This window comes from Pseudomonas sp. Bc-h (assembly GCF_002080045.1).
Taxonomy (GTDB): domain Bacteria; phylum Pseudomonadota; class Gammaproteobacteria; order Pseudomonadales; family Pseudomonadaceae; genus Aquipseudomonas.
The window spans coordinates 204733-227989 of the sequence record NZ_MUIN01000012.1; the positions used below are offsets into that span (position 1 = coordinate 204733).

Consider the following 23257-nt stretch of genomic DNA (forward strand, 5'->3'; position numbering starts at 1 on the left):
TGAAAGGACATTCGCGAGCAAGCTCCCTCCTATAGGCAGCCGAGCCAACCCTCGGCTCACCTCTACCGCGCCAACGGCACGGTAAAACGGAACACGCTGCCGACGCCCGGCTCGCTGCTGGCCGTCAGCTCGCCGCCGTGAGCCTTGACGATCCCTTGCGAGATGTAAAGGCCCAGCCCGCTGCCGCTGGGGTTGCCCTCGCGGATGCGCCAGTAACGTTCGAACACATGGGGCAGTTGCTCTGGATCGATGCCGGTTCCCGAATCGGTAATGCTGATCGCGACAAAATCCCCGTCGACAGTGGCCGTGACGCTAATGCGGCCCTCCTTCGGGGTGAACTTGATCGCGTTACCCACCAGATTCGACAACACCTGAAACAGGCGCTCGGTGTCGGCCATGATCTTCAGCTGGGGCTCGCTGCTGAACGTCAGGTCGATGAATTTGTTCAGCGCCAGAGGCATGAGCAGCGACCAGGCGTCCTCGAACAGCTGACTGACCTCCAGCGGATGGGGGGCGATCAGGTAGCGCCCGGCCTCGATCTTAGAGGTGTCGAGCAAGTCCTCCAGCAGGTTGGTCATGCGCCCCGATGCTCGTTGCAGCGTGTCGACTGCAGAACTGAGCCGTTTGGAGGACGGGCTGATATCGGCGGCGATCACCCGTTGCATCATCCCGCACTGCATGACGATCACCGTCAGCGGGCTGCGCAGGTCGTGGGACACCACTGCCACCAGCTCATCGCGAGCGCGGACGGCGTCTTGCTCACGCAACACCTGACGCGACAGATCGGATTCCAGCGCCGAACGACGCAGGTCAGATACCGCGTAAATGTCTCCGCTCGTCCACGCTCGGGCTGTGCCAGCCACCTCTTGCTTCCACGCTTCGAACGATTCCCGTGGGCGCAGGCGGTTGGCCACCACCACTTTGGTTTTATCCGGGTCGCCCCCCCACTGCACGCTGCTTTTCACCTCAGGGCGGAACCACAGAACCGCGTTGTCGATCGGTTTGGGCAGGCTGAATGCCAGTAGCCCGCTGGCAAGGTGCGGGTAATCCTTCGCTGGGGCGAATGCCTCACAAAGACTCGATGTGTGCACCGTGGTTTCGGGCTGCTGCTGTACCCATTGCTGCAACGCCCGGACCTGCTCAGGCGTCGGGCACTGGCCGAACAGATGCAACCGATCCTCGATGATCACGGCAGCGCCATCGGCATCGGCAAGCGCCAGCAGATCCTCAGGATGTTCGATAAGCCCCTGGTACACGTCTCCTTCAACCTCGGACATGGCCCGGGCAAGGGTGCCGAGCACGCCGGCCTTGGCCTCTCGCTGGTGCTGCGCGTGCAGATCTTCCAGCGCACTGATCTGCATCGACAGCACCTGGCCGATGGTCTGGCACGCCGCGCGAAGGGCATGCGGGACGTGCAATGGCTGGCGGTTGCCACAGCTGATCAGGCCCCAGAGCCGATCATTCTTGAGCAAGGAGATACTCATGGACGAGCGCACGCCCATGTTCTGAATGTACTGACAGTGAATCGGCGACACGCTGCGCAGCACCGCGTAGGTCATGTCCAGCGCCTGGCCGTTGTCAGGACGCAGGGCCGGGATCATGGGCACCGGAACATACGCTGCATCGGGAATGATCCGCAGCCAGTTCAGGCGATACAGCTCGCGCGCCTGCTGCGGAATGTCGCTGGCGGGGAAAAACAGGCCCTGATACGCATCCAGTTCAGGTGTCGCAGACTCGGCGATGACCTGGCCATGGCCCTGTTCCTGAAAACGGTAGACCAGCACCCGGTCGTAGCCGGTCAGCTCGCGGACTTCATTGACGCTGATGATGTAAAGCTCAGCCAGGGTTTTCGCCGATTGCATACGCCGCAACGTGCGGCCCAGGCGTTGGTCCAGAGACTTGCCAGCCAGCGGTGACAGAGGCTGCAGGGCTTCGAGCTCGAGAAACAGCAAGCCGTCATGGCGGTGCACCAGGCAATCAAAGGACTGATCGCGGAAACTGAGCGACAGAGGATTGATGTCCTCAGTCGACTCGGTTTCCAGCACCAGACGTAAACGCCTCGCCTGCTCTTCACCCAGCCAGCGGGACAACGCCTGACCGGGTGCGACATCGCCGGCCAACGCCAGAACGGCTGCAGCGTTGGCACTGGCCTGCTGCACGCTCCAGGACATCTCGTCGACCGTCAGCAACACACCATGGGGCTGGATCGCGCCGGGGATGCGGATCGGTTCATTGGCGCAGTTCTGGACCAAGGCGTCCAGACGTTGTTCGGACATGGCAGTCATAGCAGCACTCCTGTGCCTTCAAGCCATCCTTCGAAACAGGAAAAGGTGGCGCACGCAGCGTCCACCGTCTGTTGGTTGTAGTCGGGATGGTCGCTGGCTGCCAACTCTTTGAGAAAGTCTTTCCACAGGCGGCCCGTGTCACGGCCATAGACATCAAGAAATTCGCCACCGTTATCCGGGCCGATGGCCAATCTGTCGGCGATGATCCTTCGCAGCACCTGCCCGCCCAGCGTTGCGCCTTCCATGACGTACATCACGCCGAGCAATCGGGCATGGGAATCGAGTGTCGGCAGTTCGCAACACACAGGTAACGCGGCGATCTGTTCGGCGGTCAGGCCCAGTGCATGCAGATCCTTGAGCAATGCCGGGATCTTCTGCCGCTGGGGATTTGCGCCTTCAGCGCCCAGAAAGCCTTCGATGCGCCGCTGCAACGGGGCATGAAAACCGTAATAGGCTTCGATGATCCGTTTATAGGTGGCTTGATCGAGTTGGGGGTGCGTCAGCGGCAGCCGGGCTTCCAGCCGCTTGTGCTGCACGGCGGTGGCGATGCGCAGCATTTGCAGGACGGGCAGCGGCGTCAGCGGTGCGGTGGAGAGGTGCAGCTCGGGAGTCGCTTCGACCAAGGGCGGTGGCGTCCAGTCAGTAGGGGGGAAATCTTGGAGTACAAAGCCACCTGCAGGTTCAAGGCAATGGGCTACCGCGCACACTAATGTACGCGGCAGCCGGGTGCAAACCTGCTATCAGAAGATGTAGTCGGTGGTCAGGAAGCTCGATTCGCGATTGTGGATGATGTCGCTGATCAGCGCCTTGTTGCTCTCCTGGAACTTGGTGGCCACCAGCGTACGGATCGAGAACACGCGCAAGGCGTCGTGGACCGACAGGGTCCCTTCCGCCGAGTTCTTGCGTCCGTTGAACGGGAAGCTGTCAGGGCCGCGCTGGCACTGGGCGTTGATGTTGATCCGGCCCACCTGATTGGCGAATGCATCCACCAGTCGTCCGACCTGCTTGGAGTCGTTGCCGAAGATACTCAGCTGCTGACCGAAGTCCGAATCCAGCACGTATTCGATGACGGTATCCAGATCGCGGTAAGCCACCACTGGCACCACCGGGCCGAACTGTTCCTCGTGATAGACGCGCATGTCCGGGGTCACCGGGTACAGCACCGCCGGGTAGAAAAACTGCTGATGGGTGGTGCCGCCGCCCTCGTTGACCACTTTGGCGCCTTTGCTCACGGCATCGTCGACCAGCCCTTGCAGGTATTCGGTCTTGCCCGGCTCCGGCAGCGGCGTCAGCGAAACGCCCGGCTCCCACGGCATGCCTGGCTTGAGCTGCGCCAGTTTCTCTTCGAACTTCTCAAGGAAGCTGCCCACCACGTTTTCATGCACGAAGAGGATTTTCAGTGCGGTGCAGCGCTGGCCGTTGAACGACAGCGAACCGGTGATGGCCTCGCTGACCGCGTTGTCGAGATTGACGTCGGGCAGCACGATGCCCGGGTTCTTGGCGTCCAGCCCCAGGGCTGCGCGCAGGCGATGCGGCTTGGGGTGCAGCTTTTTCAGGGCGCTGGCGGCCTTGTTGGTGCCGATGAAGGCAAACACGTCGATCTTGCCGCTGGCCATCAGCGCGCTGACGGTCTCGCGGCCGCTGCCGTAGATGACGTTGATCACCCCGGCCGGGAAGCTGTCGCGGAAGGCTTCCAGCAGCGGACGGATCAACAGCACGCCGAACTTGGCCGGTTTGAAGACCACGGTGTTGCCCATGATCAGCGCCGGAATCAGCGTGGTGAAGGTCTCGTTCAGCGGGTAGTTGTAAGGGCCCATGCACAGGGTCACGCCCAGCGGCACACGGCGAATCTGGCCAAGAGTGTCCTGCTCCAGTTCGAAACGGCTGGATCGGCGGTCCAGTTCCTTGAGCGCATTGATAGTGTCGACGATGTAGTCGCAGGTACGGTCGAACTCTTTCTGCGAGTCCTTGAGGTTCTTGCCGATTTCCCACATCAGCAGCGTGACCACGGCGTCCCGCTGCTCGCGCATCAGTTTGAGGAAGGTCTCGACGTGGTTGATGCGATCGACGACGCGCATGGTCGGCCAGGCGCCCTGCCCCCGATCATAGGCTTTGACCGCCGCGTCCAGAGCGGTCATCGCGGTGTCGGCGTCCATCAATGGGGTACTGCCCAGCACCACCGACTCAAGGCCTGCGTCGGTCTTCAACGAAACCGGACTGAGCACCGGCGCCAGCGGTCCTTGCCACTGACGCAGTTCGCCATTGACCAAGTACTCTCGCTGCTCGATGGCAGGGCCTGCGCGAAACTGCTCAGGAATTTCATCGGCGCTCGGGTACAGGTTGTCCAGGCGGTTTTGCAGGGTCATTTCTCTTTACCTCTTCCAGTCGGTAATCGTGCGAAACACACTACGCCACAGCTTGAAGCGAATGAAAAGAGTTGTGACAAATGTCACGGCTGCGTGACAGAGATCGCTGCCGTCGTGACCTCCGGCGTCTCCCACAGGGAATGCGCTACGCCGAAGGTTTGGGCCTGACCTGTACACAGGAATCGGGGGAAACCGCAGGGTCGAGCCTGACCTTTCCACAGGAATCGAGGGGAACCGCGAGGTTGAGTCTGACACTGGACCTGTGGGAGCTGCTGGAGGTTACGACAGTGGCGATGCGGTGGATCAGCCACAGATGAGTCGCCTGAAACCACGCTGTCGCTGCCGTGGGTTGAGCCTGACACTGGACCTGTGGGAGCTGCTGGAGGTTACGACAGTGGCGATGCGGTGGATCAGCCACAGATGAGTCGCCTGAAACCACGCTGTCGCTGCCGTCGTGRCCTCCGGCGTCTCCCACAGGAAATGCGCTGCGCCTGAGGTTTGGGCCTGACCTGTACACAGGAATCGGCGGAAACCGCAGGGTTGAGCCTGACACTGGACCTGTGGGAGCTGCTGGAGGTTACGACAGTGGCGATGCGGTGGATCAGCAGGTTTGGGCCTGACCTGTACACAGGAATCGGCGGAAACCGCAGGGTTGAGCCTGACACTGGACCTGTGGGAGCTGCTGGAGGTTACGACAGTGGCGATGCGGTGGATCAGTCACAGATGAGTCGCCTGAACCCACGCTGTCGCTGCCGTCGTGACCTCCGGCGTCTCCCACAGGGAATGCGCTGCGCCGAAGGTTTGGGCCTACCTGTATACAGGAATCGGCGGAAACCGCAGGGTTGAGCGTGACCTTTCCACAGGAATCGAGGAAACCGCAGGGTTGAGCCTGACGCTGAACCTGTGGGAGCTGCTGGAGTTTACGACAGTGGCGATGCGGAAGGTCAGACAACTGAAAGCCTCATGCCACCGCTGTCTGATTGCGCCCTTGAGCCTTGGCCCGGAACAATGCCTTGTCGGCATCGTTGAGCAGCATGTGCACGTTCTGATCGACCGCGCTCATGGTCGCGACACCCAGGCTTGCGGTGATGCCTTCGATATGTTCGCAGGGCAGTCTGGCGATGGCCTGGCGCAATTCCTCCGCTGTGGCCCGGGCCACGTCGATCGAGGTGTCGGTCAGCAAGAGTGCAAATTCTTCGCCGCCGAGCCGACCGCAGAGGTCGACATCGCGAACCGCCTCGCAGATGACCGCGCCGATCTGCCGCAGCACCTGATCGCCCGCCTGATGACCATAGGAATCATTGATGTGTTTGAAGTGGTCGATGTCCATCATCAGTACCGACAGCGGGAGCCGGTTGCGCTTGCAGTGCTCGTAGGTCTGCTCTGCCTCCTGGAAAAACGCCCGACGGTTTTTCAGTCCCGTCAGCTCGTCAGTCTGTGCGGCATGGTTGGCGATGCTGTGGGCATATTCCATCTCGCGGGTCAGGCGGAAGGCTTTCTCCATGGCCTCGGACAGCTTGCGCGTGGCGCTGACCACGAACGAGGCGAAGACCAATGACGCGGCAGCCATGCCGATCTGCATCGGCGCTGGCTGGAACAACAACCAGAAGGAACACGGCAGCAACACCAGACCAATAGAGACGATGGTCATCGAGCGATACGCCGAATAGCACGACACCGCGCTGACCGACATCCCTACCGTGAACAACAGCACCAGGGTCTGGGTCAGCAGATCGTTGGCCTGCATCAACGCCAGTGCGCCGCCACCCCAGATGGCCGCCGACAACACCAGTGTCAGGCAGTATTTCAGTTCCCACCGCTGCGGGGTGCGGGTATCGGAGGGGCTGCGAAAATACGTGACCAACAGGATCACGCGCAATGAGGTCGAGACGCCCAACAATGCCAGCCAATAAAGAATCACCGAGTGCTCGATCCGCGCCCAGCACAGCCAGCTCAACATCAGGGCGGCCAGAAAGCTTCCCAGCACCGAGAAAAACGTCTGACGAAACAGCAGTTGCAAACGGTCGGTTCGCACCTGAGCCCTGATGAGGGCATCGCGTTCGTGCGGATACTCAAGGGTGGACATCGGATCTCGCCTGGCCATACCACGGTTATAGGGGCAGATTGTGGCACCCTGCCATGACGCGGCACAACGGCGCAGGCATTCAAACCTGCGTTAATTCACGTTTGCAGACGTGTCAGAGGTCGGATTTATCCGAGAACGCCACGTTAGACGCCTGCAACGACTGCAAGCAGTGGGATGTACCCTCGTACCTCTGAGCGCCCGACCGTGGTGCCTCTGATCGCCAGCTACAGCGGATCAGGGCGTAGTCCTCAGCTACGACGATATCCTGTTCATAACCGCCCCCCCGCCGCCATGAGCGCCGCGAATCACTGCCCGTCTTCCGGCGACTTGTTCTGGCTCAAGTAGCGATCCAGCGTCTCATTGGGGGCGCTGGTGTCCCCTGCGATCTGCCACATGTGCCGCTCGATGCCCTGCGCCACCAGATGCCCCACCGCCGCTTCGATCGCCGACAAGACACACAATTGCGCCGGTTCGTTGGTGGTATAGCCCGCTTCCAGCTCCAACAGTTTCTTGAACTCGACGAACTTGAACACGCCGGCGTTGTAGCTGGTGGAGTAGATGGTTTTGCTGGTCATGACGTTGGCCAGTACCTGGCCGCTGCGCACGTCGACGGCGCGCAGGTTGATGGTCACCTGGTCGACGCGGTATTCCTGCGACAGCCCGATGCCCAGATACCGCGCGCCCTCCCCGCCGCTGCGCACATTGGTGTCGTAGGCAACGATGCCGCCTTCGAGCATCAGGTTGGCCGCCTGCAGCGGCGGCAGTTCGTTGGGGATCTGGATGTTGACCGGCGCGCCGTTCGGGCCGATCACGGCAGGCGGTTTTTTCTGCGAGGCGCGGATGATCTTGCGCTCGGTCAGCAGGTTCTGCAGCCCTTCGCGTTCGAGCACCACGAACCAGCCGCTGGCCTGCATGGCGTCCATCAACATGCTCGCCGCGCCCTGGGTCACGCTGGTGGAAAACGAACTGGCCGGGGTCGGTTTGTACTGCCCGGTCTGGTCACGAAAACCATAGACCACCGCCACCAAACGCCCTTTGGGCCGGGGCATGGACAACAGGTCGTAATAGGTCGAGGCACGCGGGGTCAGGGTCGGGGTTTCCTTCGCCTGTTCGGCCGGCATCGGCTCGCGGACAGCGCAGCCTTGCAGTGCAGCGACCAGCATCAGAATCGTGATGCATCTTTTCATGGTCTATCGCTCCTCTGGAACTTCAGCACGCGTCAGTTGGAGGTAAGTCCGTTGACGTTTACTTCCGAAATTTCGCCCGTCACCCGGTCGGTGATCTGGATACTCAGCGAGCCCGAATCGTCGATGACATTGACGATGAAGGCGTCGGTGGTGAGGCTGCCGGTGTTGCCGTTGCGGATGTTGGTCAGCACCTGGGACAGCAGGCTCGATTGCAGCTGCTGGCTGAAACGCTCGAGCGCCGAGGTCGCGGTGGTGGTCGAGCGCTTGAGGTCCGGGTCCTTGTAGTCGTTCTGCGCCTGCGCCTCGTTGAGCAGCGTCGGGCCGTTGAGCGGGTTGCCGCCGAAGTTCGGGTTGACCGGTGTGTAGACCAGCTCCGTGGCCTGGCAGATCAGGCTGAAGCCTGTGAGGCACAGGCAGGTCGAGACGGCGGTTATTGTTCTGTTCATAGTTCGTCCTTCCCCAGATCAATGTTGTCCTGCAACTGAACTTGCAGCTTGCGTTGAACCACCGCCGCGCGAACCTGATCGGCGGCTTCGATGGCCAGCTCCCGGGTTTCCGTGGCGTTGGGTGCGATGAAACGGCGGTACACGATGCGTTGGTCGTATTCGACCCAGATCAGGCTGCCCCAGCGAGGGTCGGGGCGCTCGCGCACCACCAGGTTGAAATCCAGCCGGCTGGTGGCGCGCAGCCGGTCGGTGAAGGCGTTGTAGAAGTTATGGCCGACCAGCGAGATGCAGTCGTCGACGATGAAACCCATCATTTCGTCTTCGTCGTCAGCATGGGCAAAGCTGGCACCGAGCCCACCGATCAACAGCGCAGCGCACAGGCACAAGCCTTTGACGTGGGAGCTGACGGCGTTCATTGGCTGGCCCCTCCCAACGGAGTGCCCAACGAGGTGCCCAGCGAAGTGCCTGGTCCTGAGGTCGGTGGTGCCCCCGGCGTGCCAGGCGCACCGGCCGGACGGTTGGACGAGGATTCGAGAAACGCCTTCTCGGCGACGAAGCGCCAGTCGGCATAACTGGTCATGTCTTCGAATTCCTGCCACTGCGGCGGGAAGTTCGCGGTCTTGAGCGGGGTCTCGGCCGACTGGCTGTAGACGCCGGTGATACGACCGTCGATGGACTTGCTCAGCCCCCAGTCGGCACTGCCCGTCATGGGGTCGGGATACAGGCGGCGCAGGTGCCGCTGAATGGACGGGAAGCGATGATCTTCCAGCAGTTCATCCAGCGAGTCCGGGTATTGCGACACCCCGGTGCCGCTGCGGTAATAACTGCGCAGCGCCTGGGCGTATTGAGTGCCGACCCAGATCAATTGCAGTTCGCGCTCGCGCTTGCCGACAGTGGACCAGACTTGCCCCACCGCGGCCAACGCGGTGCCCATCATCACAATCAGCAACAACGCGCTCAGGTACGTGAAGCCCTGCTGGCGGACCGGCAGGCCGGCGCCGAGCGCTCTACCATTGCCCGAAAAGACTGCCATCACGCGCCCTCCCGGTGGATCCGCTCTTGATATCCGCCACCGAACCCTGCACGCCTTCCGGCGGCGGAACGATGACCCACATGTCGCTGCGCCCGGTGATCGGGTCCTGGGGCAGGCTGCGCAGGTAACGATGAGTCACCATGTCGTCCAGCGATTCCGGGTAATGGCCGGTATCGCCGTAGTAGTGATCCAGTGCCTCGCGCATGACCGACAGACTCTGGCGCAGTGCGGTCTCCCGGGAGTTTTCCAGGCTGGAGAAATAGCGCGGTACGGCAATGGTCATCAGCGTGGCGATGATGGCCATGACCACCAGCAGCTCGATCAGCGTGAAAGCCTTTTGTCTGCGCATGATTCACCACTCCGAATAGGCAATGCCGTTGAGGCCTTTGCCACGGGCTTTGGAGTACACGTCGAATACGTCTTCGCCGTCCCGAGGGTTGTTCGCCGGGCTGTCGTAGGAACGCAGGCCCCATTCGTCTTCGGCGTCGCGCTTACTTTTGCCCAGCAGCGGATCGCGTGGGATGCGCCGCAGAAAGAAGATCTTCGCGCCCTTGGGGCTGCGCAGATCACGCACGCCCTCGACCAGCACCTTGAGGTTCGCGGGATAACCATTACTGGCGACCGACTTCTCGATCCGCCCCGCGTCGGCGGCCCGTTTGTATGCGTCTACCGCATCGCGAATCTGGTACAGCGCGGTGCGCAATTCCTGTTCCTTGCCGCGCCGGATCACGGTTTCGGTGAGGGGTGCAGCGATGCTCGCCAGCAGACCGACGATGGCCAGGGTCACGACCATCTCGATCAGGGTAAAACCGCGCGATCTGCTCTGGCCGTTCATGATCAAGGCTTCTCGGCTGCGGCAGGTACGGCAGGTACGGCAGCCAGCGGCGCCGACTTGCGGTCGATTTCCACGGTCATCGGCGCCATGTCCGGGTTGACCGGGTTCATGCGCATGCTGGTTTCGGTGCCCGAATCGAACTCCATGTCGCTCGGCGCCTGATACGGCAGGTTGCGTACGATGCGAGGGGTGATCGACAGCACCAGCTCGGACTTGCCGACGGTGTCCTTATTGCTGCCGAACAGCCGGCCGATGCCGGGGATATCGCCCAGTCCCGGAATCTTGTTGCCGGTGGAGCTGTTGTCGTTACGCACCAGACCGGCAAGGATCTGGGTTTCGCCGTCATGCAGTCGCAGGGTGGTCTGGGCGTTGCGGGTATCGACCTGAACCGGAATCGTGCCTTGGCGGGTCGGTTCCAGGGGGGTGGCGTTACTCACTTCCAGGGCAATCTTGATCGCCACTTCGTTGTCCAGGTGGACGATGGGTGTCACCTCCAGCTTCAGACCGACGTCCAGATACGTGATGCTTTCGGTGATCACCGGGCCCTGGGTGGAAGGCACCGACGTGGCACTGATGATCGGCACCCGTTGACCGATGTGGATACGGGCCTGTTCCCGGTTGCTGACGCGAATGGTCGGACTGGCCAGGGTGTTGACGTCGTTGTCCTGAGCGTTGATTTTCAGCTGCGGCGAAGGCGAGATCGAAATCCGGCTGGAGTTGATGCCCTTGAGCTGGTTCAGCACGCTGACTGCCGTGCCGTCGCTGTTGATCACGCCGAAGGTGTTCGGCCATTGCAGGCCCAGATCGAGGATGCGTTGGCGGGCGACTTCCATGACTTCCACTTCCAGCACCACCTCGGGGTTGGACTGATCCTGAGAGAAGAACAGCTTCTCGGCCATGCGGATCGCATCCGGTGTGTCGCGCATGGTCAGGGTATTGAGGCGTTCGTCGATGAACACATCGCGGGTTTTGAGCATGGTCTTGACCATGTTCAGCGCGGTGTTGGCATCGGTGTTGGTCAGGTAGAAGGTGCGCATCACCAGTTCCTGGTAATCCTTCACCTTCTGCGGCGAATCCGGGTAGATCAGAATGGTGTTGTCGTTCACCACCTTCTGGTGCAACTGATTCTGCTGCAGCAGCAGGTCGATGGCATCTTCGATGCGCACTTCACGGACGAAGATCGTGGCCTTGAGGTCAGCGCGCAGGTCCTTGTCGAAGATGAAGTTGAGGCCCGCGACTTGCGACAGCACCTCGAAGATCACCTTGAGGTTGGCGTCACGGAATTCCAGGGTCACAGGCTTTTCCAGACGGGTCTTGAGCTGCGGATTGGACACGGTGTTGCGGCTGCGCATCAGCTCGACATTGCGCATCAGTTCCGTCGCGCCTTCGTGCCGCGGATCCAGCGCCAGCACCTGGCGGGCCTGGTGTTCGGCGCCGGTGAGATCACCGCGACGCAGGCTGGTCTGCCCTTTGATCAGCATGTCGTTGATGTTGCGCATCTGCTCAAGCAGATACAGCGCGTCACGGGCGCGGCCATTGCTCGGCTCGATGGCGATGACTCGCGAATAGTCGATCGCCGCGCTGTTGAAATCACGCTGGGAGCGCTCGGAGTCGGCCTTGGTCAGCAAGGTCTTGACCACCCGCGCCTTGCCCGACGTCAGGGCAATGCGCAGCGTTGCGTCCCGCGGATTGGCGTTGACCGCCTCCTGCAATTTGGCCAGGCCTTCCTCGTAACGGCCTTCCTCGATCAAATCCTGACCGATGGCCCGGTTCATGTCCGATGTGCAGGAAGCCAGCATCAGCCCCAGCGCCAAGGTGAAGCCCAGCAACAACGCGTTCAACGACAACCGCAGCGGACTCATGGTGCACTCCCCACAGACAAGGTCTGCGCAAACTTCAACGGCAGATAGACGAGGCTCATTTCAGTGGCGGAGATGCGGTCGACCTTGTAGACGTCGTCGATCACATCGCCGGCCCTGACCACATAGAGCCGTTCTCCGTTTTGCAGAAACACCTGCAACTGCTGGCTGTCTTCCAGCTTGCCAATGAACTGGAACGGTAAAGGCGGTGCAGTGGGCACCGTGGGTGCTGCAGGTGCGTTGTTGAGCGCAGCCTGCTCGGCCGTCACCACTGGGGCGACGAACCAGCTCTGCGCAGCGAACAGGTCCAGTTGCGGAACCTTGGCCGCTGCTGATTTGGCGGTGCCGTCCTTGTCCGAAGCGGCTTTCGCCCCAGCGATGCCATCCCGGTGCTTGCTCGCCAGAGGCGCGGCATCGCTGACCGAATCCTGCGCCTGCTCGCTGAAAAACTGCTCGGGCACCCAGGCGATCAGCCCGCAGATGCCGAAGAACGCCAGCCAGCCTGCTACGCGACGAGTGTTCATCATGACCTCGACAGATAAAGGGTCATGCGGATACGCCCGGTCAGCTCGGTGTCAGCGATGCGCTTGCGCTGGAAGTCCACGTCCTCCACCACCACTGCCGGCAGCTCGCTCAACAGGGCGTGAATGAATCGACGCAGTTGCGGGTAGCTGCCCCGCACCGGCAACAGGATCTGGTAACGCGCCAGTTGGGTTTTCGGGTCGATGCCCAGCGAGTATTCGCCCCGGGACAGGTTGATCTTTTCCTTGCTGGCCATGGCGTAGATGCGGTCGATGGCCGAGGTGGCATCCAGTTGGGTCGGCAACGCACGATGGAACTCATCGAGTTGCTGCTGGGGCACCACCGGCAACGCGGCGGTGCCGTTGGCGACCTTCTCCAGAAACTCGCTGGCCTTCTGGCTGTTCTGACGCAGACTGCCCAGCGACTGCCAGTCAGGCAGCAGGCTGAACACCCCGTACGCCAGCACCAGAATCACCAGCGCCGCACCCCCCAAGCCAGGCCAGCCGGCCCGTTGCACGTGTTCACGCAGAATCAGGCTAGGGACGGACATCGCTCACCTCCCAGGTGGCCAACAGGTTGAACAGGATCGGTTTCTGCGGTGAGTTGGCGACGATCTCGTGGTTGACCAGCGAGACGTCGCTCAGCTCAGGGCTGTCTTCCAACTGCCGGTGAAAGGTCAGCATCGCTTCCAGATCCCGCGCTTCGGCACTGATCCGTACCTGGCCCTTGCGTGCGTCGGGGCTCAGGCTGAGCAAGGCGATGTCCTTGCCGCGCAGGGTCTCGAGGGCCGCGAACAGGCGCTCCCAAGGGCGACGCAACTGCGCGGAGATCTGTTTCATCTCCGTCAGCCGCACTTCCTGCTCGCGCTGCTGGGCGGGGGTCAGACCGGCAACGGGGCCGGTGTGCACCTGCATTTTCTTCTGTGCGTGACCCAACCGGCCTTGCTGCTCGTGAATCTCTTCGCCGATGACATGGGCGCCGGTGGCAACCGAAACACTGAGCACCAGACCAAGGCTCAACAGGGTCCAGCCCAATTTGCTGCCACGGCGTTGGGGCTGAAATTCCAGATCGAGGGCGCGCATGTCAGTTCACCGCTCTGGACATGAGGTGCAACGCGTCCTGGATGTCGCCCTCGACCACAGGCAATTCCAGGGTCTGTACGCCGAGAATCAACGGTGCATCGTTGTGGCGGGCCGGGGCGTGTACGAACAGGTCCACCGGTTTGTCGCCGTTGAGCCCGTGCAGCTCGCTTTCCCGGGCGATCATCGAAGCCAGCGCAGCATCGGTATCGGCGATGCGCAGGGAGCGCACGGCAGACCAGCGCCCTTCCCTGGCCAGCAACAAGGTGCTGCGGCCGGGTTCAGCGACCACGAACAGGAAGTCGCGGTCACCGAAGCTCTTCTGAAAGCGGTTGAAGGCGGTCATCAGGTACGGCTGCACCGACACCAGACGCAAGCCGAGTGCCTTGACCACCTCACGCAAGCGGCCGAGCAAGGCGTCAGGCAGGCCGACGGCGATGCGCGGCATCCCGGCATTCTCTGGCGACAGGCTCAGGCTCCAGGCTTGCGTCGACTTGCCGAACGTGTCGTCGAAACAGGCGCTGGCATAAGCGCGCAGTTCGTCCGGGGTGGTGATGTGCTCGCTCCACGGAATCAGGCCGAAGCGGCTGTAGTGACTGGACAGCAGAACGCTGAGCCGGGCGCGCCCTTTCACATGCTCGGCGAGCAAACGTTGCAGAGTATCCAGGGCCAGGGTCGCGGTGGATTGGCGATCGGCGATGAACCCTGCACTGCCCAGCCAGGTCCTGCCGCTGGCGCTGCAGCGGGAAAGACCGACGCCGTTGGCGCCGATCACGGCCACATAATGATCACGAAATGAAAGTGACACGATTGATCTCCTCCAGCGTGGTCCGGCCATCGCGCACCAGTTCCAGAGCCGAGCCGCGCAACAGGCGCAGGCCACGGCTGCAGGCGTAATGCTTGATCTGGGAAATGGGTTTGCGCTCGACGATCATCTGGCGAATTTCGTCATCCAGATGCAGCAGTTCGGCGATGGCGGTACGGCCGCGATAACCGGTGCCACGGCAGCGACCGCAACCGGCGCCGTGCACGAAGTGGTAATGGCCGCTGTCCTCTGCGGTCAGGCCCGAGGCACGCAGCTCTTCCTCTTCAGGCTTGACCGGGGTGGAGCAGCCGCTGCACACCAGACGAATCAGGCGCTGGGCAACCACCGCGTTGAGGGCGGAGACGAAGCTGTAAGGGTCGACTTCCATCTGGGTGAAGCGGCCAATCACGTCGAACACGTTGTTGGCGTGGATGGTGGTGAACACCAGGTGGCCGGTGAGCGCCGATTGCACAGCGATCTGTGCGGTGTCCGGGTCGCGGATCTCACCGACCATGATCTTGTCCGGGTCGTGACGCAGGATCGAGCGCAGGCCGCGGGCAAAGGTCAGGCCTTTCTTTTCGTTGACCGGAATCTGCAGCACGCCCGGCAACTGATATTCCACCGGGTCTTCAATGGTGATGATCTTGTCCACGCCGTGGTTGATCTCGGTGATCATCGCGTACAGCGTGGTGGTCTTGCCGCTGCCGGTGGGGCCGGTCACCAGCACCATGCCATAGGGCTCTGCCGCCAGCCGGCGCAGGCTGCGCAGGGTCGCGTCCTCGAAACCCAGCGCTTCGAGGCTGACGCCACTGACCCGGTCGGCCAGGTCCTGTTTGTCCAGCACCCGCAGCACCGCGTCCTCGCCGAAGATGCTGGGCATGATGGAAATCCGGAAGTCGATCTGCCGGCCATTGATGCCGATCTTGAAGCGGCCGTCCTGTGGCACGCGTTTCTCGCCGATGTCCAGTTCGGCCATGACCTTGATCCGCGAAATCACCTGATCGGCGAACTCGGCCCCCTGCACCTTGCTGATGTTGTTGAGCACGCCGTCGATGCGGTATTTGATCACCAGACCACTGCCGGTCACCCCAAGATGGATGTCGCTGGCATGCATTTTCAGCGCGTCATACAGCGTCGAGTTGACCAGCTTGACCACGGCGCTCGCGTCCTCGCTGATGCTGGTCAGCGACAGGGTTTCGAGGTTGTCGAATTCATGCTGCTCGTCGCCATGGGTATCGAGGGCGGCCACCGCGTGAAAACTTTCTTCCTGACGGGCCAGATACGCGCCCAGATCCGCCGGATGGCACAGGTACAGCGCAGCGCCTTGCAGGCACTCGTCGATCCAGGCCAGGCGCGAGTCATCGAACGGGTCGGCGAACACGCCAATCAGGGCGTCCCCGTGCCGCAGCATGACGAACTCGCGTTTCAGTGCCTGGGCAAGGCTGACCTGATCGAAGTCGGGGCTGCATTTGAACAGGCTGGAGGCGTCCAGCACCGGGTAGTGCAAGGTCGCGCCGAGGGCGCGGATGAACGCTGTGGGTTCGAGGTCTGAGAGGATTTCGAGCGCTTCGACAGGGCGTTCGCTCTCGGTGATGGCGCGTTCTCTGGCGGCGCTGAGCAGGCTGCCGGGAAAACGTATGGGTGACTCGACTGGCTGCGCCAGTGGCGGTCTTTCGACTGCGAGCGTAAGACTTTCCATCGAATGCACTCCCGGACCCCAAAAAAGGAACCACACATTCGACGCGCCCGGCCGTCCATGACCGGTGTGCCGTTCCCGGAACCTTCAATACCCGTGGTCTTGAAGATCCCGGTCCCGGCTAGAGTTTGCCCTCCCCGTCGTGGACCGCTTTGTCGCTGTCAGGCGACGCGATCTGCTTGCTGCTTCGACGGTCTGCATGAACCCAGGAACCGTCGTACAACTGCAACGGGAACGTCTCAGCCGGGCTGTGTCGCCGCTCGATGAAACCGGCCGCCTGTGGCGCCCTGCTCGTCGAGCGTCGCTCAGTACCCAACAAGTCACAGACAGCTCGGGCCAGTTCGGCCAGCGGAAACGGCTTGAACAGAATGTGGCTGACACCCAGATCGGTGGCCCGACCGCAGACTTCGCTGGTCGGATGGCCGGTGATCAGAATGAAAAAACAGTCCTTCTGTTTGCGTACCGCATCGAGTACCTGAAACCCTTCCATATCGGGTAGGCGAAAATCGAGGACCACCACGTCCGGTGCGAAACCCTGTGCAAGGTCGATGGCAGCAGCGCCATCGTTCGCGACCCGGACATCCAGGCTCTTGGCCTCCAGATACGACTGAAGGTTCTGCGCCAGGATTTGCTCGTCCTCTACAACCATTACTTTGTTCAACAAGGTGGACTCCTGAAATCGGGACAGGTCCTGTGGCCCGGTCTGGGGATTCCCGCCTTGTATAGGTACAAGAGCACTGTTCATGCCAGACCCTCCACTTGAAAATTTCTTTGCCCATGCCACTGATTTTCTTCGATAAAAAAGAAAGACCCGTGGTCCGGCCTCGACCCCACTAGCGGGGGGAGGCGCCATCGATAATCGGATTTGCCCCCACTTTCGGGGAAAACCCGGGTCATCGCTCCGCCGCCCGTTCTATCCTGCTCGCCGCTCGCAATCGCTGCAGCGCCGCCGCCGTCGCCTGTGCCTGGCGTTGCTGATCCAGCGCCTGACGCGCCATCGCCAGTCCCTGACTGTCTTCGATGGCGTTAGCTGAAACAGTGTTCTCAACTTTGATCAAATGCCAGCCGTAAATGGTTCGTACCGGCTGACTGACGGTGCCAGGCTTGAGACTGAAAGCGGCATCGGCGAACTCCGAGACCATGCTTTCACGAGAAAAATAGCCCAGATCGCCGCCTTCGGCTGACCGGCTGTCCTGAGAGTGCTGCTGAGCGACCTTGGCGAAGTCTTCTCCGGCAACGATTCGCGCGCGCAATTGCAGCAGTTGTTCACGCACGGCTTCGGCTTTCGCGGCGTCGGCAGTGGCGTCCAGTTGCAGCAGGATGTGCCGGGCATGAATGCGCGGCGACAGCTGCCGGTAGAACGCCTCTACCTCGGCATCGCCGGGCGCCGGGACCTGACTGAGCTCGGCGAGCATCCGTTGGCTGGTCAGTTCGCGACGCAGGTAAGCCTGGAAAGAGGTGGTGTCAAAACCCGCTTCCTCCAGCCGACGGTTGAATATCTCGTCGGAGGTGAACTCGCCCCGCAGCGCGGCGAAATTCTCCCGCACGCTCTTTTCATCGATGCGCACTCCGCGCTTGCCGGCCTCCTGCCACAACAATTCCTTGTCGATCAAGTCGTCCAGCGCGGCGTTGCGCAAGCGGTTATAGGCCACCGGGTTACGTATCGAACCCACCATACGCCCCTGAGCCTGCAAGTAGTCGGCAAAGTAATGCTCAAGCTGCATCTGCCCGATCTCCACGCCGTTGACCCGCGCCACGGCCATTTGCCCAACGGTCGGCTCGGCCACTGCCTCGGTACGGCCTACCGTGAGCAGCACGCCCGGCATCACAAACGCCAACAACAGTAAAAGCACCTTGAGCTTCATGGCGAATTCTCACTTCAATTGGCCGCGCTGACCCGCGTGTACGGGCTGACCAGTTCAAACCTCTGCTGCTTTAAATCCACGGTCACCACATGGGCGCCCGACATCCCCAGCCGGCGCCCCGGCCCAAATCCCAACAGTGGGGTCAGTCCGGTCTGTATATCGTGCAACCCTTCCAGCGCCTTGACCAACTGCTCTCGCGCGGGGTTTCGACCGATCTGTCGCAATGCCTCGGCCACCAGCAGAACTGCGCAATAGGCATCGACCTGCAACACCGCGTATTGCCCTTTCAGGCCGCTGCGTTCGCGGACACTGGCGAGCGCGGCCTTGCCTTCGTCGGTCCAGTCGCCGGGGATGAACGGATAGGCCAGCAAAAGACGGCGGGAGAACGAAGAAGGCACTTGCCAGACATCGTTGGGTACCTGGGCCGACGCCGCGAACAGGTACGGATGCTGTCCGGCTCCGTCCAGGGTTTGAGTCATGGCGGCAAAGTCGGCGGCGCGGCCAAGGAAGAACAGCGATTTGACTTCAGCGGTGTAAACGCCGACGCCCACGGTCTGACCTGTCGGGTAGGACTGCAGGCTGACGTCCGTCCAGCCCTGGGCGTTGAGGTGTTGTTTGAGGGTTTCGGCCTGCTGCTGATCCTGCGGATTGTCCTGATAGACGATCCGGGTTGCCTGCCCGGCGAGACCCAGCGTGCGCTGGCCGTAGCTCGCCAGCGCCCCCAGTTGTTCGGACGTACCGGGCAATGGCTCGAAAATCAAAGGATTGTCGCTTTCCCCGCCAACCAGCGACACCGAGCCCACCAGCGGCAGTTGCACCTGCTCCAGCAACTCGCCCAGATGCCCGTCCAGCGCAGGCACCAGCGGCGTGATCAGCGCAAACACGCCGTCGTCGCCGGTCAGGGTTTGCAGCGCGGCTTTGGCGCTTTCAGCATCGGGGCCGGGGTCGACGATCTGCAACTCAAGTTGGCGCCCGTGAATGCCCCCTGCTTCGTTGATCGCTGCCAGCGCGCCCTTGAGCACTGCGCCCACGGTATCGCCCAGCGGCGCCATGGCACCCTGGGTTGGCAACAACGTGCCCAGGCGCAAGGTCGTGGCCTGCACGCCGGGATCGCCGTCGTCTTCGATGCGTTTGAGGTAGGCGACCAGATTCAGTTGATCCTGACTGGACATGACGAAACGCGGCATCGCACTGTCCAGTGCATTGCCGCCCGGGTCGATGCCCTCGATGATCGCGTGGGACACCGCGCTGTCGCTGTACGGCGGATGGCTGCGCCCTGCCCTGACCTGTTGACCGTAGGGCGTGCTCAACCGCCGCCAGGTGATGTCCGGCGGACGCACGCCGCCTTCCGGTCGCCCGCGGCCATCGGCACCATGGCAACCCGCGCACGGCACAGTCGCGGCCGGAACCACGGTGCCCGACACGCCGATGCGCGCCGACACGTCGGCACCGCTGGCAGAGACGCCTTCGCGGTACACACGTTTGCCGGCCGCCTCCATCGGGCTCAGCTCCATACCATGAGCTGCGCTCGTCAGGCACCACAGCAGGCTGAACTGTAAAGTCAGCCTCAGGCGAAAAAGCGCCAGCGACTTCATGGTCGACTCCTTAACGTCCGGCCACAGGTAAGGTCAGAAACTGCAAGCGTTGGGCAATGGCGTCCACCGGCGCATCGGGACGAATCCTCGCCCAGCGCTTGTTCGCCACATCGCCCACGATCAACTGCGTGGAATGCTGTTCGGGGCTCGGAATCACTTGCCCCAGGCGCGCCAGCACCAGGTCCATCTGCTCCTGAGTACCGGTCAGAAACCGCCAGTTGGGCCCATCCACACCATGCTTGGCGGCGAATGCCTTGAGCACTTCAGGGGTGTCGTTCTTCGGGTCGCTGGTCAGGGTGATGAAATACACCTGGCTGGCGACGTCATCGGCCATGGCAGCGCGCACGTCCTTGAGTTTGCGGGTGATCAGCGGGCAGGCGTCCTGGCAGTGGGTGAACACCACGTTGAGCAGGACCCGCTTGCCCTTGAGTTCGTCACTGTAGAAACGCACGGTGTTGCCGTCCTGATCCTTCAGGGCCGTGTCGGTGAAGTATTGCTGTGCGTCGTGCGTGCCGCTGGAAGGAGGCGCGACCTGCACCGGCGCGGCTTTGGCCAGGGTGGGATTTTCGTGGGCTTCGTGGGCCATCAGGTCAGGTACAGACAATGTCAGAGCAATCGCAACCCAGGTCTGGATCAAACGAAACATCAACAGACGCGGCGCACCCTGTGGGAGGGAGCTGGCTCGCGAATGCGGTGTATCAGGACCGCTGGAGGTGACTGACCCTCCCTCTTCGTGGGCAAGGTCCCTCCCACAGTGACCGAGCTCACCTGAGCAATCGCGTCGCTGGGCAAAGACTGCGAAGGTCAAAACAGGCAGGAGCTTCATGGCAGATCCTCCCCCATCACATACACCCCATGTCGGCCACTGCGGTTGGCGCGGTCACCGCGCAGTTGCTCCACTCGCTCGACCAGCAATTGCGGGTCGGTGAAGCCATAGAACCGTGTCCAGTGGCTGCTGTGGCCGTCGCCGATCATGATCAGCGGCGGGTGGTTTTCAGGGTCCGCGGTCCAGGTGCCCAAGCCCTTGAGGGTCGCGTCGATGGCCTGCGGCGTGCCGGTCAGCCAGGCCCAGCCAGGACCGTGCTGAAAGCGATTGGCGTAGGTGAGCAGGCGCGGCGCCGTGTCGCGCAGCGGGTCGACGGTGATCGAAACCAGTTGCACCTCGGTGCCGACCTTGGCGCCGAGCTGTTTCTGCACCTTGCCCATGATCGAAGAAATCACCGGGCAGATCGTGGTGCAGGTGGTGTAGATGAAACCCATGACCACGATGCGATCACTGACCAGATCGCGCTTGAGGTTCACCCGCTCGCCGTTCTGGTTGGTCAGCGACACATCGGCGAAATGCACCACGGCGCTGTCCTGCGTCACCGCCGCCTTGGGCGGTGCGTGATCCGCGCCGCCATGGGCCCGAGCCTGCGGGGTAAAGCCTTGGGAAATCAGCAATGCCAACATCGATACTGCAATGACATTTTTCATGGCGTCGTCCTGTCGGAAACAGCAGGGCTTTGGTTATTCAGGTGCACCGGCGAGGTGTCGACCGGCATCACCCGCAGACTGGCGTAGGACTGCTCGTTGGCCCGGATGCCCAACGACTCGGAACGGGCGTGGAGGTAATAGGCTCCGGTTTCACTCAGGTCAGCCTGGGCCTCGTAGATGCCCTCACCGACTTCAACCGCCAGCACTTCCCGGGGCCGCGAGCTGGGAGCGAGGAAGTAGCGCAGATACACGTCCTTGGCGCCGGTCATGGGCGTGTTATCGCGGCCCTGGACCAGACGGATGCGAATCGGCACCAGCTTGCCAACCGGCTCGAAACGACGCTCCAGCAAGAACGCCACCCGTGGCACGGCCAGGCGTTTTTCCAGCGCCGGATTGACCTCGATCTGCGCGGTGAAGCAGTGAATGACCTGTGGCTGGTTGAGCATGAACGCCACGTCGAACGTGCCCGCGCTGGGCAGGCGAACCCGCGAGCTGTAAACCCCGGGCTCGACTTCCCGCAAGCTGCGGTCGATCACCCGCACCGCGCGGGCGGCGTTGCCCCTGTTGGGATAGCCGGACATCGGCGCGTTCATGCCTTCAGCGTAGAAATAGGTGGTGTTGTCCACCGGGTTGACCACGAACACCGCATCGTTGTCCCGCGCCGGGCTCAAGCCGGCCGCCAGCGGCAGATCCCCCGCCAGACGCGGCGCCGCCGGGCCTGCCTCGAACGACTGCAGGATCGGCTTGCGGTCCTTGCCCAGGCTCGACAGGTTGACCATGGTCACCCGTGGCGACGCCAGCCCGCGGATGTAGGCGTAGTTCTGGGTCACGCTGATCTGGAACGGTTCGGGCGAGACTTCCAGGTCGTGCACCACGCTGTCGTTCGAGGCGTCGATCACCAGCGCGTGGCTGTTCAAGGTGTTGAGCACGAAGCCATACCGACCGTCATCGCTGAAAGTCATGGGGCCCAGTCCCTGCTGCGAGGCGATGACTTTGCGCACTTCCAGACTATGGGCATCGATGACGGTCACCGAGCCGTCCTTGCCGTCGGCCACGTACACCGCGTCGGAGAGCGGCGAATAGGCGACCGACAACGGATGGGACCCGGTTTTCAGGGTTTTGCTGTGCGCTAACGTGGCGACATCGAACACGTCGACGGTCCCGGCATCGCGACTGCTGACGAAGGCAAAACGCGAGTCCTTGCTAAACGCGATCTCGTGATGGCCGGTGCCGGTGGGCAGGAACCTGGCAACCTTCATTGACTGGGTATCGATCACCGTCACGCCACTCGCCGCTTCGCTCGACGCGTTGTTGCCGACCCACAGGTAGCGCTCGTCAGGCTGCAAGGCGACGCGCAGCGGGTTCTCACCGGCAGGAATATTGGTCATCACCTGGAATTTCTCGCCATCGATGACCGCCACTTCACCCGCCGCCGGCATCGACACGAACACGCGTTTGTCATCGTTGGTCGAGGTCCAGTCCATGCCCGGTTGCTTGAGCGCGATGCGGCTCATGGTGCTGGTGATGCCGCCCACCGAGACAGTCGGGTCGATCACCGTGGCGCTGGCGTCCTTGTTCAGCACCATCAGAAAGTAGCTGTTGAGGTCCAGCAAGGGCCGCGCGCCGATGGTGCTTTTCAGGTACAGGCCCACCCGCGATTTGCATTGCGTGTCCCGCGACCCGGGCTTTTCTTCGGCAACGCTCGGGTCAAGCCATGCGCCAGGCGCGACACCCGGCAACGGTTGGCCAGTGGCGGTGTCGCTGACGCTGAAACGCACGTCGGCGAACATCCCCTCCATCAACGGCCCGCTGTTCAGCGGGCGCGCCTCGAATTTCACGGTCACACCGTTCTTGACCAGTTGCTGCCGGTCGCTGGTCATGCTCGGGATCGTCGGCGGGCTGTCCGCTTCACCCATCGCCAGGTTGGCGTCCTTGAGCGGTTCGCCCGTATGCCCCATGACCACCAGCGCTGTCGCCAGCGCTGCGCCTGCAAATCCACCTCTGATCCATCCATTCACGCTGCACCCCCTGTGGAGCCGGCACCAGTGCGCCGGTTCCGATGAGTTGTGTCTGGCCCGTCCTGATTGTTCTTGTACGAACGGGCCTGGTCGTCATGGCTTGC

At 62.2% G+C, this 23257-nt stretch carries 22 protein-coding genes; all 22 read right to left on the reverse strand.

What is annotated here, in order from left to right:
- Positions 1-62: 62 nt before the first annotated feature.
- Positions 63-2276 (reverse strand): ATP-binding protein, encoded by a 2214-nt coding sequence (locus BWR59_RS24050; protein WP_143490933.1) that lies wholly within the window; start codon positions 2274-2276, stop codon positions 63-65.
- 5 nt (positions 2277-2281) lie between these two features.
- Positions 2282-2842, reverse strand: coding sequence for a biliverdin-producing heme oxygenase (locus BWR59_RS24055; protein WP_081568402.1), 561 nt, complete (start codon positions 2840-2842; stop codon positions 2282-2284).
- Between the two features lie 183 nt (positions 2843-3025).
- Positions 3026-4651: an NADP-dependent glyceraldehyde-3-phosphate dehydrogenase gene (locus BWR59_RS24060; RefSeq protein WP_081568140.1), complete on the reverse strand. Its 1626-nt coding sequence runs from the start codon at positions 4649-4651 to the stop codon at positions 3026-3028.
- Positions 4652-5612: 961 nt separating this feature from the next.
- Positions 5613-6737 carry a diguanylate cyclase gene (locus BWR59_RS24065; RefSeq protein WP_081568141.1) on the reverse strand — a complete coding sequence of 375 codons (1125 nt, stop codon included), beginning with the start codon at positions 6735-6737 and terminating at the stop codon, positions 5613-5615.
- A 305-nt stretch (positions 6738-7042) separates the two neighbouring features.
- Positions 7043-7924, reverse strand: a complete 882-nt coding sequence (locus tag BWR59_RS24070; RefSeq protein WP_081568142.1) for a CsgG/HfaB family protein — start codon at positions 7922-7924, stop codon at positions 7043-7045.
- A 32-nt stretch (positions 7925-7956) separates the two neighbouring features.
- Positions 7957-8370 carry a curli assembly protein CsgF gene (locus tag BWR59_RS24075; protein ID WP_081568143.1) on the reverse strand — a complete coding sequence of 138 codons (414 nt, stop codon included), beginning with the start codon at positions 8368-8370 and terminating at the stop codon, positions 7957-7959.
- On the reverse strand, positions 8367-8786 hold the full coding sequence (gene csgE / locus BWR59_RS24080; RefSeq protein WP_081568144.1) for a curli production assembly/transport protein CsgE: 420 nt from the start codon (positions 8784-8786) through the stop codon (positions 8367-8369). The genes BWR59_RS24075 and csgE overlap by 4 nt, the downstream gene beginning before the upstream one ends.
- A complete protein-coding gene (locus tag BWR59_RS24085) occupies positions 8783-9403 on the reverse strand; it encodes a type II secretion system protein (RefSeq protein WP_230982077.1) in 621 nt (206 codons plus the stop codon). Before BWR59_RS24085 ends, csgE begins: the two co-directional genes overlap by 4 nt.
- The gene (locus BWR59_RS24090) at positions 9378-9752 is read right to left on the reverse strand and encodes a type II secretion system protein (protein ID WP_081568145.1); all 375 of its coding nucleotides are present in this window, start codon (positions 9750-9752) and stop codon (positions 9378-9380) included. The genes BWR59_RS24085 and BWR59_RS24090 overlap by 26 nt, the downstream gene beginning before the upstream one ends.
- A 3-nt stretch (positions 9753-9755) precedes the next feature.
- Positions 9756-10238 (reverse strand): type II secretion system protein, encoded by a 483-nt coding sequence (locus BWR59_RS24095; protein ID WP_081568146.1) that lies wholly within the window; start codon positions 10236-10238, stop codon positions 9756-9758.
- A 2-nt stretch (positions 10239-10240) separates the two neighbouring features.
- Entirely contained in the window at positions 10241-12037 is a 1797-nt protein-coding gene (locus BWR59_RS24100) for a secretin N-terminal domain-containing protein (RefSeq protein WP_081568403.1), read from the reverse strand.
- A 59-nt stretch (positions 12038-12096) separates the two neighbouring features.
- Complete coding sequence (locus BWR59_RS24105; protein WP_081568147.1) at positions 12097-12621, reverse strand: hypothetical protein; 525 nt, start codon at positions 12619-12621, stop codon at positions 12097-12099.
- A complete protein-coding gene (locus BWR59_RS24110; RefSeq protein ID WP_081568148.1) occupies positions 12621-13169 on the reverse strand; it encodes a GspMb/PilO family protein in 549 nt (182 codons plus the stop codon). The genes BWR59_RS24105 and BWR59_RS24110 overlap by 1 nt, the downstream gene beginning before the upstream one ends.
- Positions 13156-13701, reverse strand: coding sequence for a PilN domain-containing protein (locus BWR59_RS24115; protein WP_081568149.1), 546 nt, complete (start codon positions 13699-13701; stop codon positions 13156-13158). Before BWR59_RS24115 ends, BWR59_RS24110 begins: the two co-directional genes overlap by 14 nt.
- Before the next feature lies 1 nt (position 13702).
- Complete coding sequence (locus BWR59_RS24120) at positions 13703-14506, reverse strand: hypothetical protein (RefSeq protein ID WP_081568150.1); 804 nt, start codon at positions 14504-14506, stop codon at positions 13703-13705.
- Positions 14487-16202, reverse strand: coding sequence for a GspE/PulE family protein (locus BWR59_RS24125; protein ID WP_081568151.1), 1716 nt, complete (start codon positions 16200-16202; stop codon positions 14487-14489). Before BWR59_RS24125 ends, BWR59_RS24120 begins: the two co-directional genes overlap by 20 nt.
- A 118-nt stretch (positions 16203-16320) precedes the next feature.
- Positions 16321-16863: a response regulator gene (locus BWR59_RS24130; protein WP_081568152.1), complete on the reverse strand. Its 543-nt coding sequence runs from the start codon at positions 16861-16863 to the stop codon at positions 16321-16323.
- A gap of 229 nt (positions 16864-17092) precedes the next feature.
- Complete coding sequence (locus tag BWR59_RS24135; RefSeq protein WP_081568153.1) at positions 17093-18064, reverse strand: peptidylprolyl isomerase; 972 nt, start codon at positions 18062-18064, stop codon at positions 17093-17095.
- A gap of 14 nt (positions 18065-18078) precedes the next feature.
- Positions 18079-19659 carry an ABC transporter substrate-binding protein gene (locus tag BWR59_RS24140; protein ID WP_081568154.1) on the reverse strand — a complete coding sequence of 527 codons (1581 nt, stop codon included), beginning with the start codon at positions 19657-19659 and terminating at the stop codon, positions 18079-18081.
- Positions 19660-19669: 10 nt separating this feature from the next.
- A complete protein-coding gene (locus BWR59_RS24145) occupies positions 19670-20305 on the reverse strand; it encodes an SCO family protein (RefSeq protein WP_081568155.1) in 636 nt (211 codons plus the stop codon).
- Between the two features lie 176 nt (positions 20306-20481).
- Complete coding sequence (locus BWR59_RS24150) at positions 20482-21135, reverse strand: SCO family protein (RefSeq protein ID WP_081568156.1); 654 nt, start codon at positions 21133-21135, stop codon at positions 20482-20484.
- Positions 21132-23051 (reverse strand): cytochrome D1 domain-containing protein, encoded by a 1920-nt coding sequence (locus BWR59_RS24155; protein ID WP_230982083.1) that lies wholly within the window; start codon positions 23049-23051, stop codon positions 21132-21134. Before BWR59_RS24155 ends, BWR59_RS24150 begins: the two co-directional genes overlap by 4 nt.
- Positions 23052-23257 lie beyond the last annotated feature (206 nt).

Coding starts and splice junctions, on each gene's coding strand:
- BWR59_RS24050 (WP_143490933.1), bottom strand. CDS start 2,276: ATGTCCGAACAACGTCTGGACGCCTTGGTCCAGAACTGCGCCAATGAA.
- BWR59_RS24055 (WP_081568402.1), bottom strand. CDS start 2,842: ATGCTGCGCATCGCCACCGCCGTGCAGCACAAGCGGCTGGAAGCCCGG.
- BWR59_RS24060 (WP_081568140.1), bottom strand. CDS start 4,651: ATGACCCTGCAAAACCGCCTGGACAACCTGTACCCGAGCGCCGATGAA.
- BWR59_RS24065 (WP_081568141.1), bottom strand. CDS start 6,737: ATGTCCACCCTTGAGTATCCGCACGAACGCGATGCCCTCATCAGGGCT.
- BWR59_RS24070 (WP_081568142.1), bottom strand. CDS start 7,924: ATGAAAAGATGCATCACGATTCTGATGCTGGTCGCTGCACTGCAAGGC.
- BWR59_RS24075 (WP_081568143.1), bottom strand. CDS start 8,370: ATGAACAGAACAATAACCGCCGTCTCGACCTGCCTGTGCCTCACAGGC.
- csgE (WP_081568144.1), bottom strand. CDS start 8,786: ATGAACGCCGTCAGCTCCCACGTCAAAGGCTTGTGCCTGTGCGCTGCG.
- BWR59_RS24085 (WP_230982077.1), bottom strand. CDS start 9,403: ATGGCAGTCTTTTCGGGCAATGGTAGAGCGCTCGGCGCCGGCCTGCCG.
- BWR59_RS24090 (WP_081568145.1), bottom strand. CDS start 9,752: ATGCGCAGACAAAAGGCTTTCACGCTGATCGAGCTGCTGGTGGTCATG.
- BWR59_RS24095 (WP_081568146.1), bottom strand. CDS start 10,238: ATGAACGGCCAGAGCAGATCGCGCGGTTTTACCCTGATCGAGATGGTC.
- BWR59_RS24100 (WP_081568403.1), bottom strand. CDS start 12,037: ATGCTGGCTTCCTGCACATCGGACATGAACCGGGCCATCGGTCAGGAT.
- BWR59_RS24105 (WP_081568147.1), bottom strand. CDS start 12,621: ATGAACACTCGTCGCGTAGCAGGCTGGCTGGCGTTCTTCGGCATCTGC.
- BWR59_RS24110 (WP_081568148.1), bottom strand. CDS start 13,169: ATGTCCGTCCCTAGCCTGATTCTGCGTGAACACGTGCAACGGGCCGGC.
- BWR59_RS24115 (WP_081568149.1), bottom strand. CDS start 13,701: ATGCGCGCCCTCGATCTGGAATTTCAGCCCCAACGCCGTGGCAGCAAA.
- BWR59_RS24125 (WP_081568151.1), bottom strand. CDS start 16,202: ATGGAAAGTCTTACGCTCGCAGTCGAAAGACCGCCACTGGCGCAGCCA.
- BWR59_RS24135 (WP_081568153.1), bottom strand. CDS start 18,064: ATGAAGCTCAAGGTGCTTTTACTGTTGTTGGCGTTTGTGATGCCGGGC.
- BWR59_RS24140 (WP_081568154.1), bottom strand. CDS start 19,659: ATGAAGTCGCTGGCGCTTTTTCGCCTGAGGCTGACTTTACAGTTCAGC.
- BWR59_RS24145 (WP_081568155.1), bottom strand. CDS start 20,305: ATGTTTCGTTTGATCCAGACCTGGGTTGCGATTGCTCTGACATTGTCT.
- BWR59_RS24150 (WP_081568156.1), bottom strand. CDS start 21,135: ATGAAAAATGTCATTGCAGTATCGATGTTGGCATTGCTGATTTCCCAA.
- BWR59_RS24155 (WP_230982083.1), bottom strand. CDS start 23,051: ATGGGTGAAGCGGACAGCCCGCCGACGATCCCGAGCATGACCAGCGAC.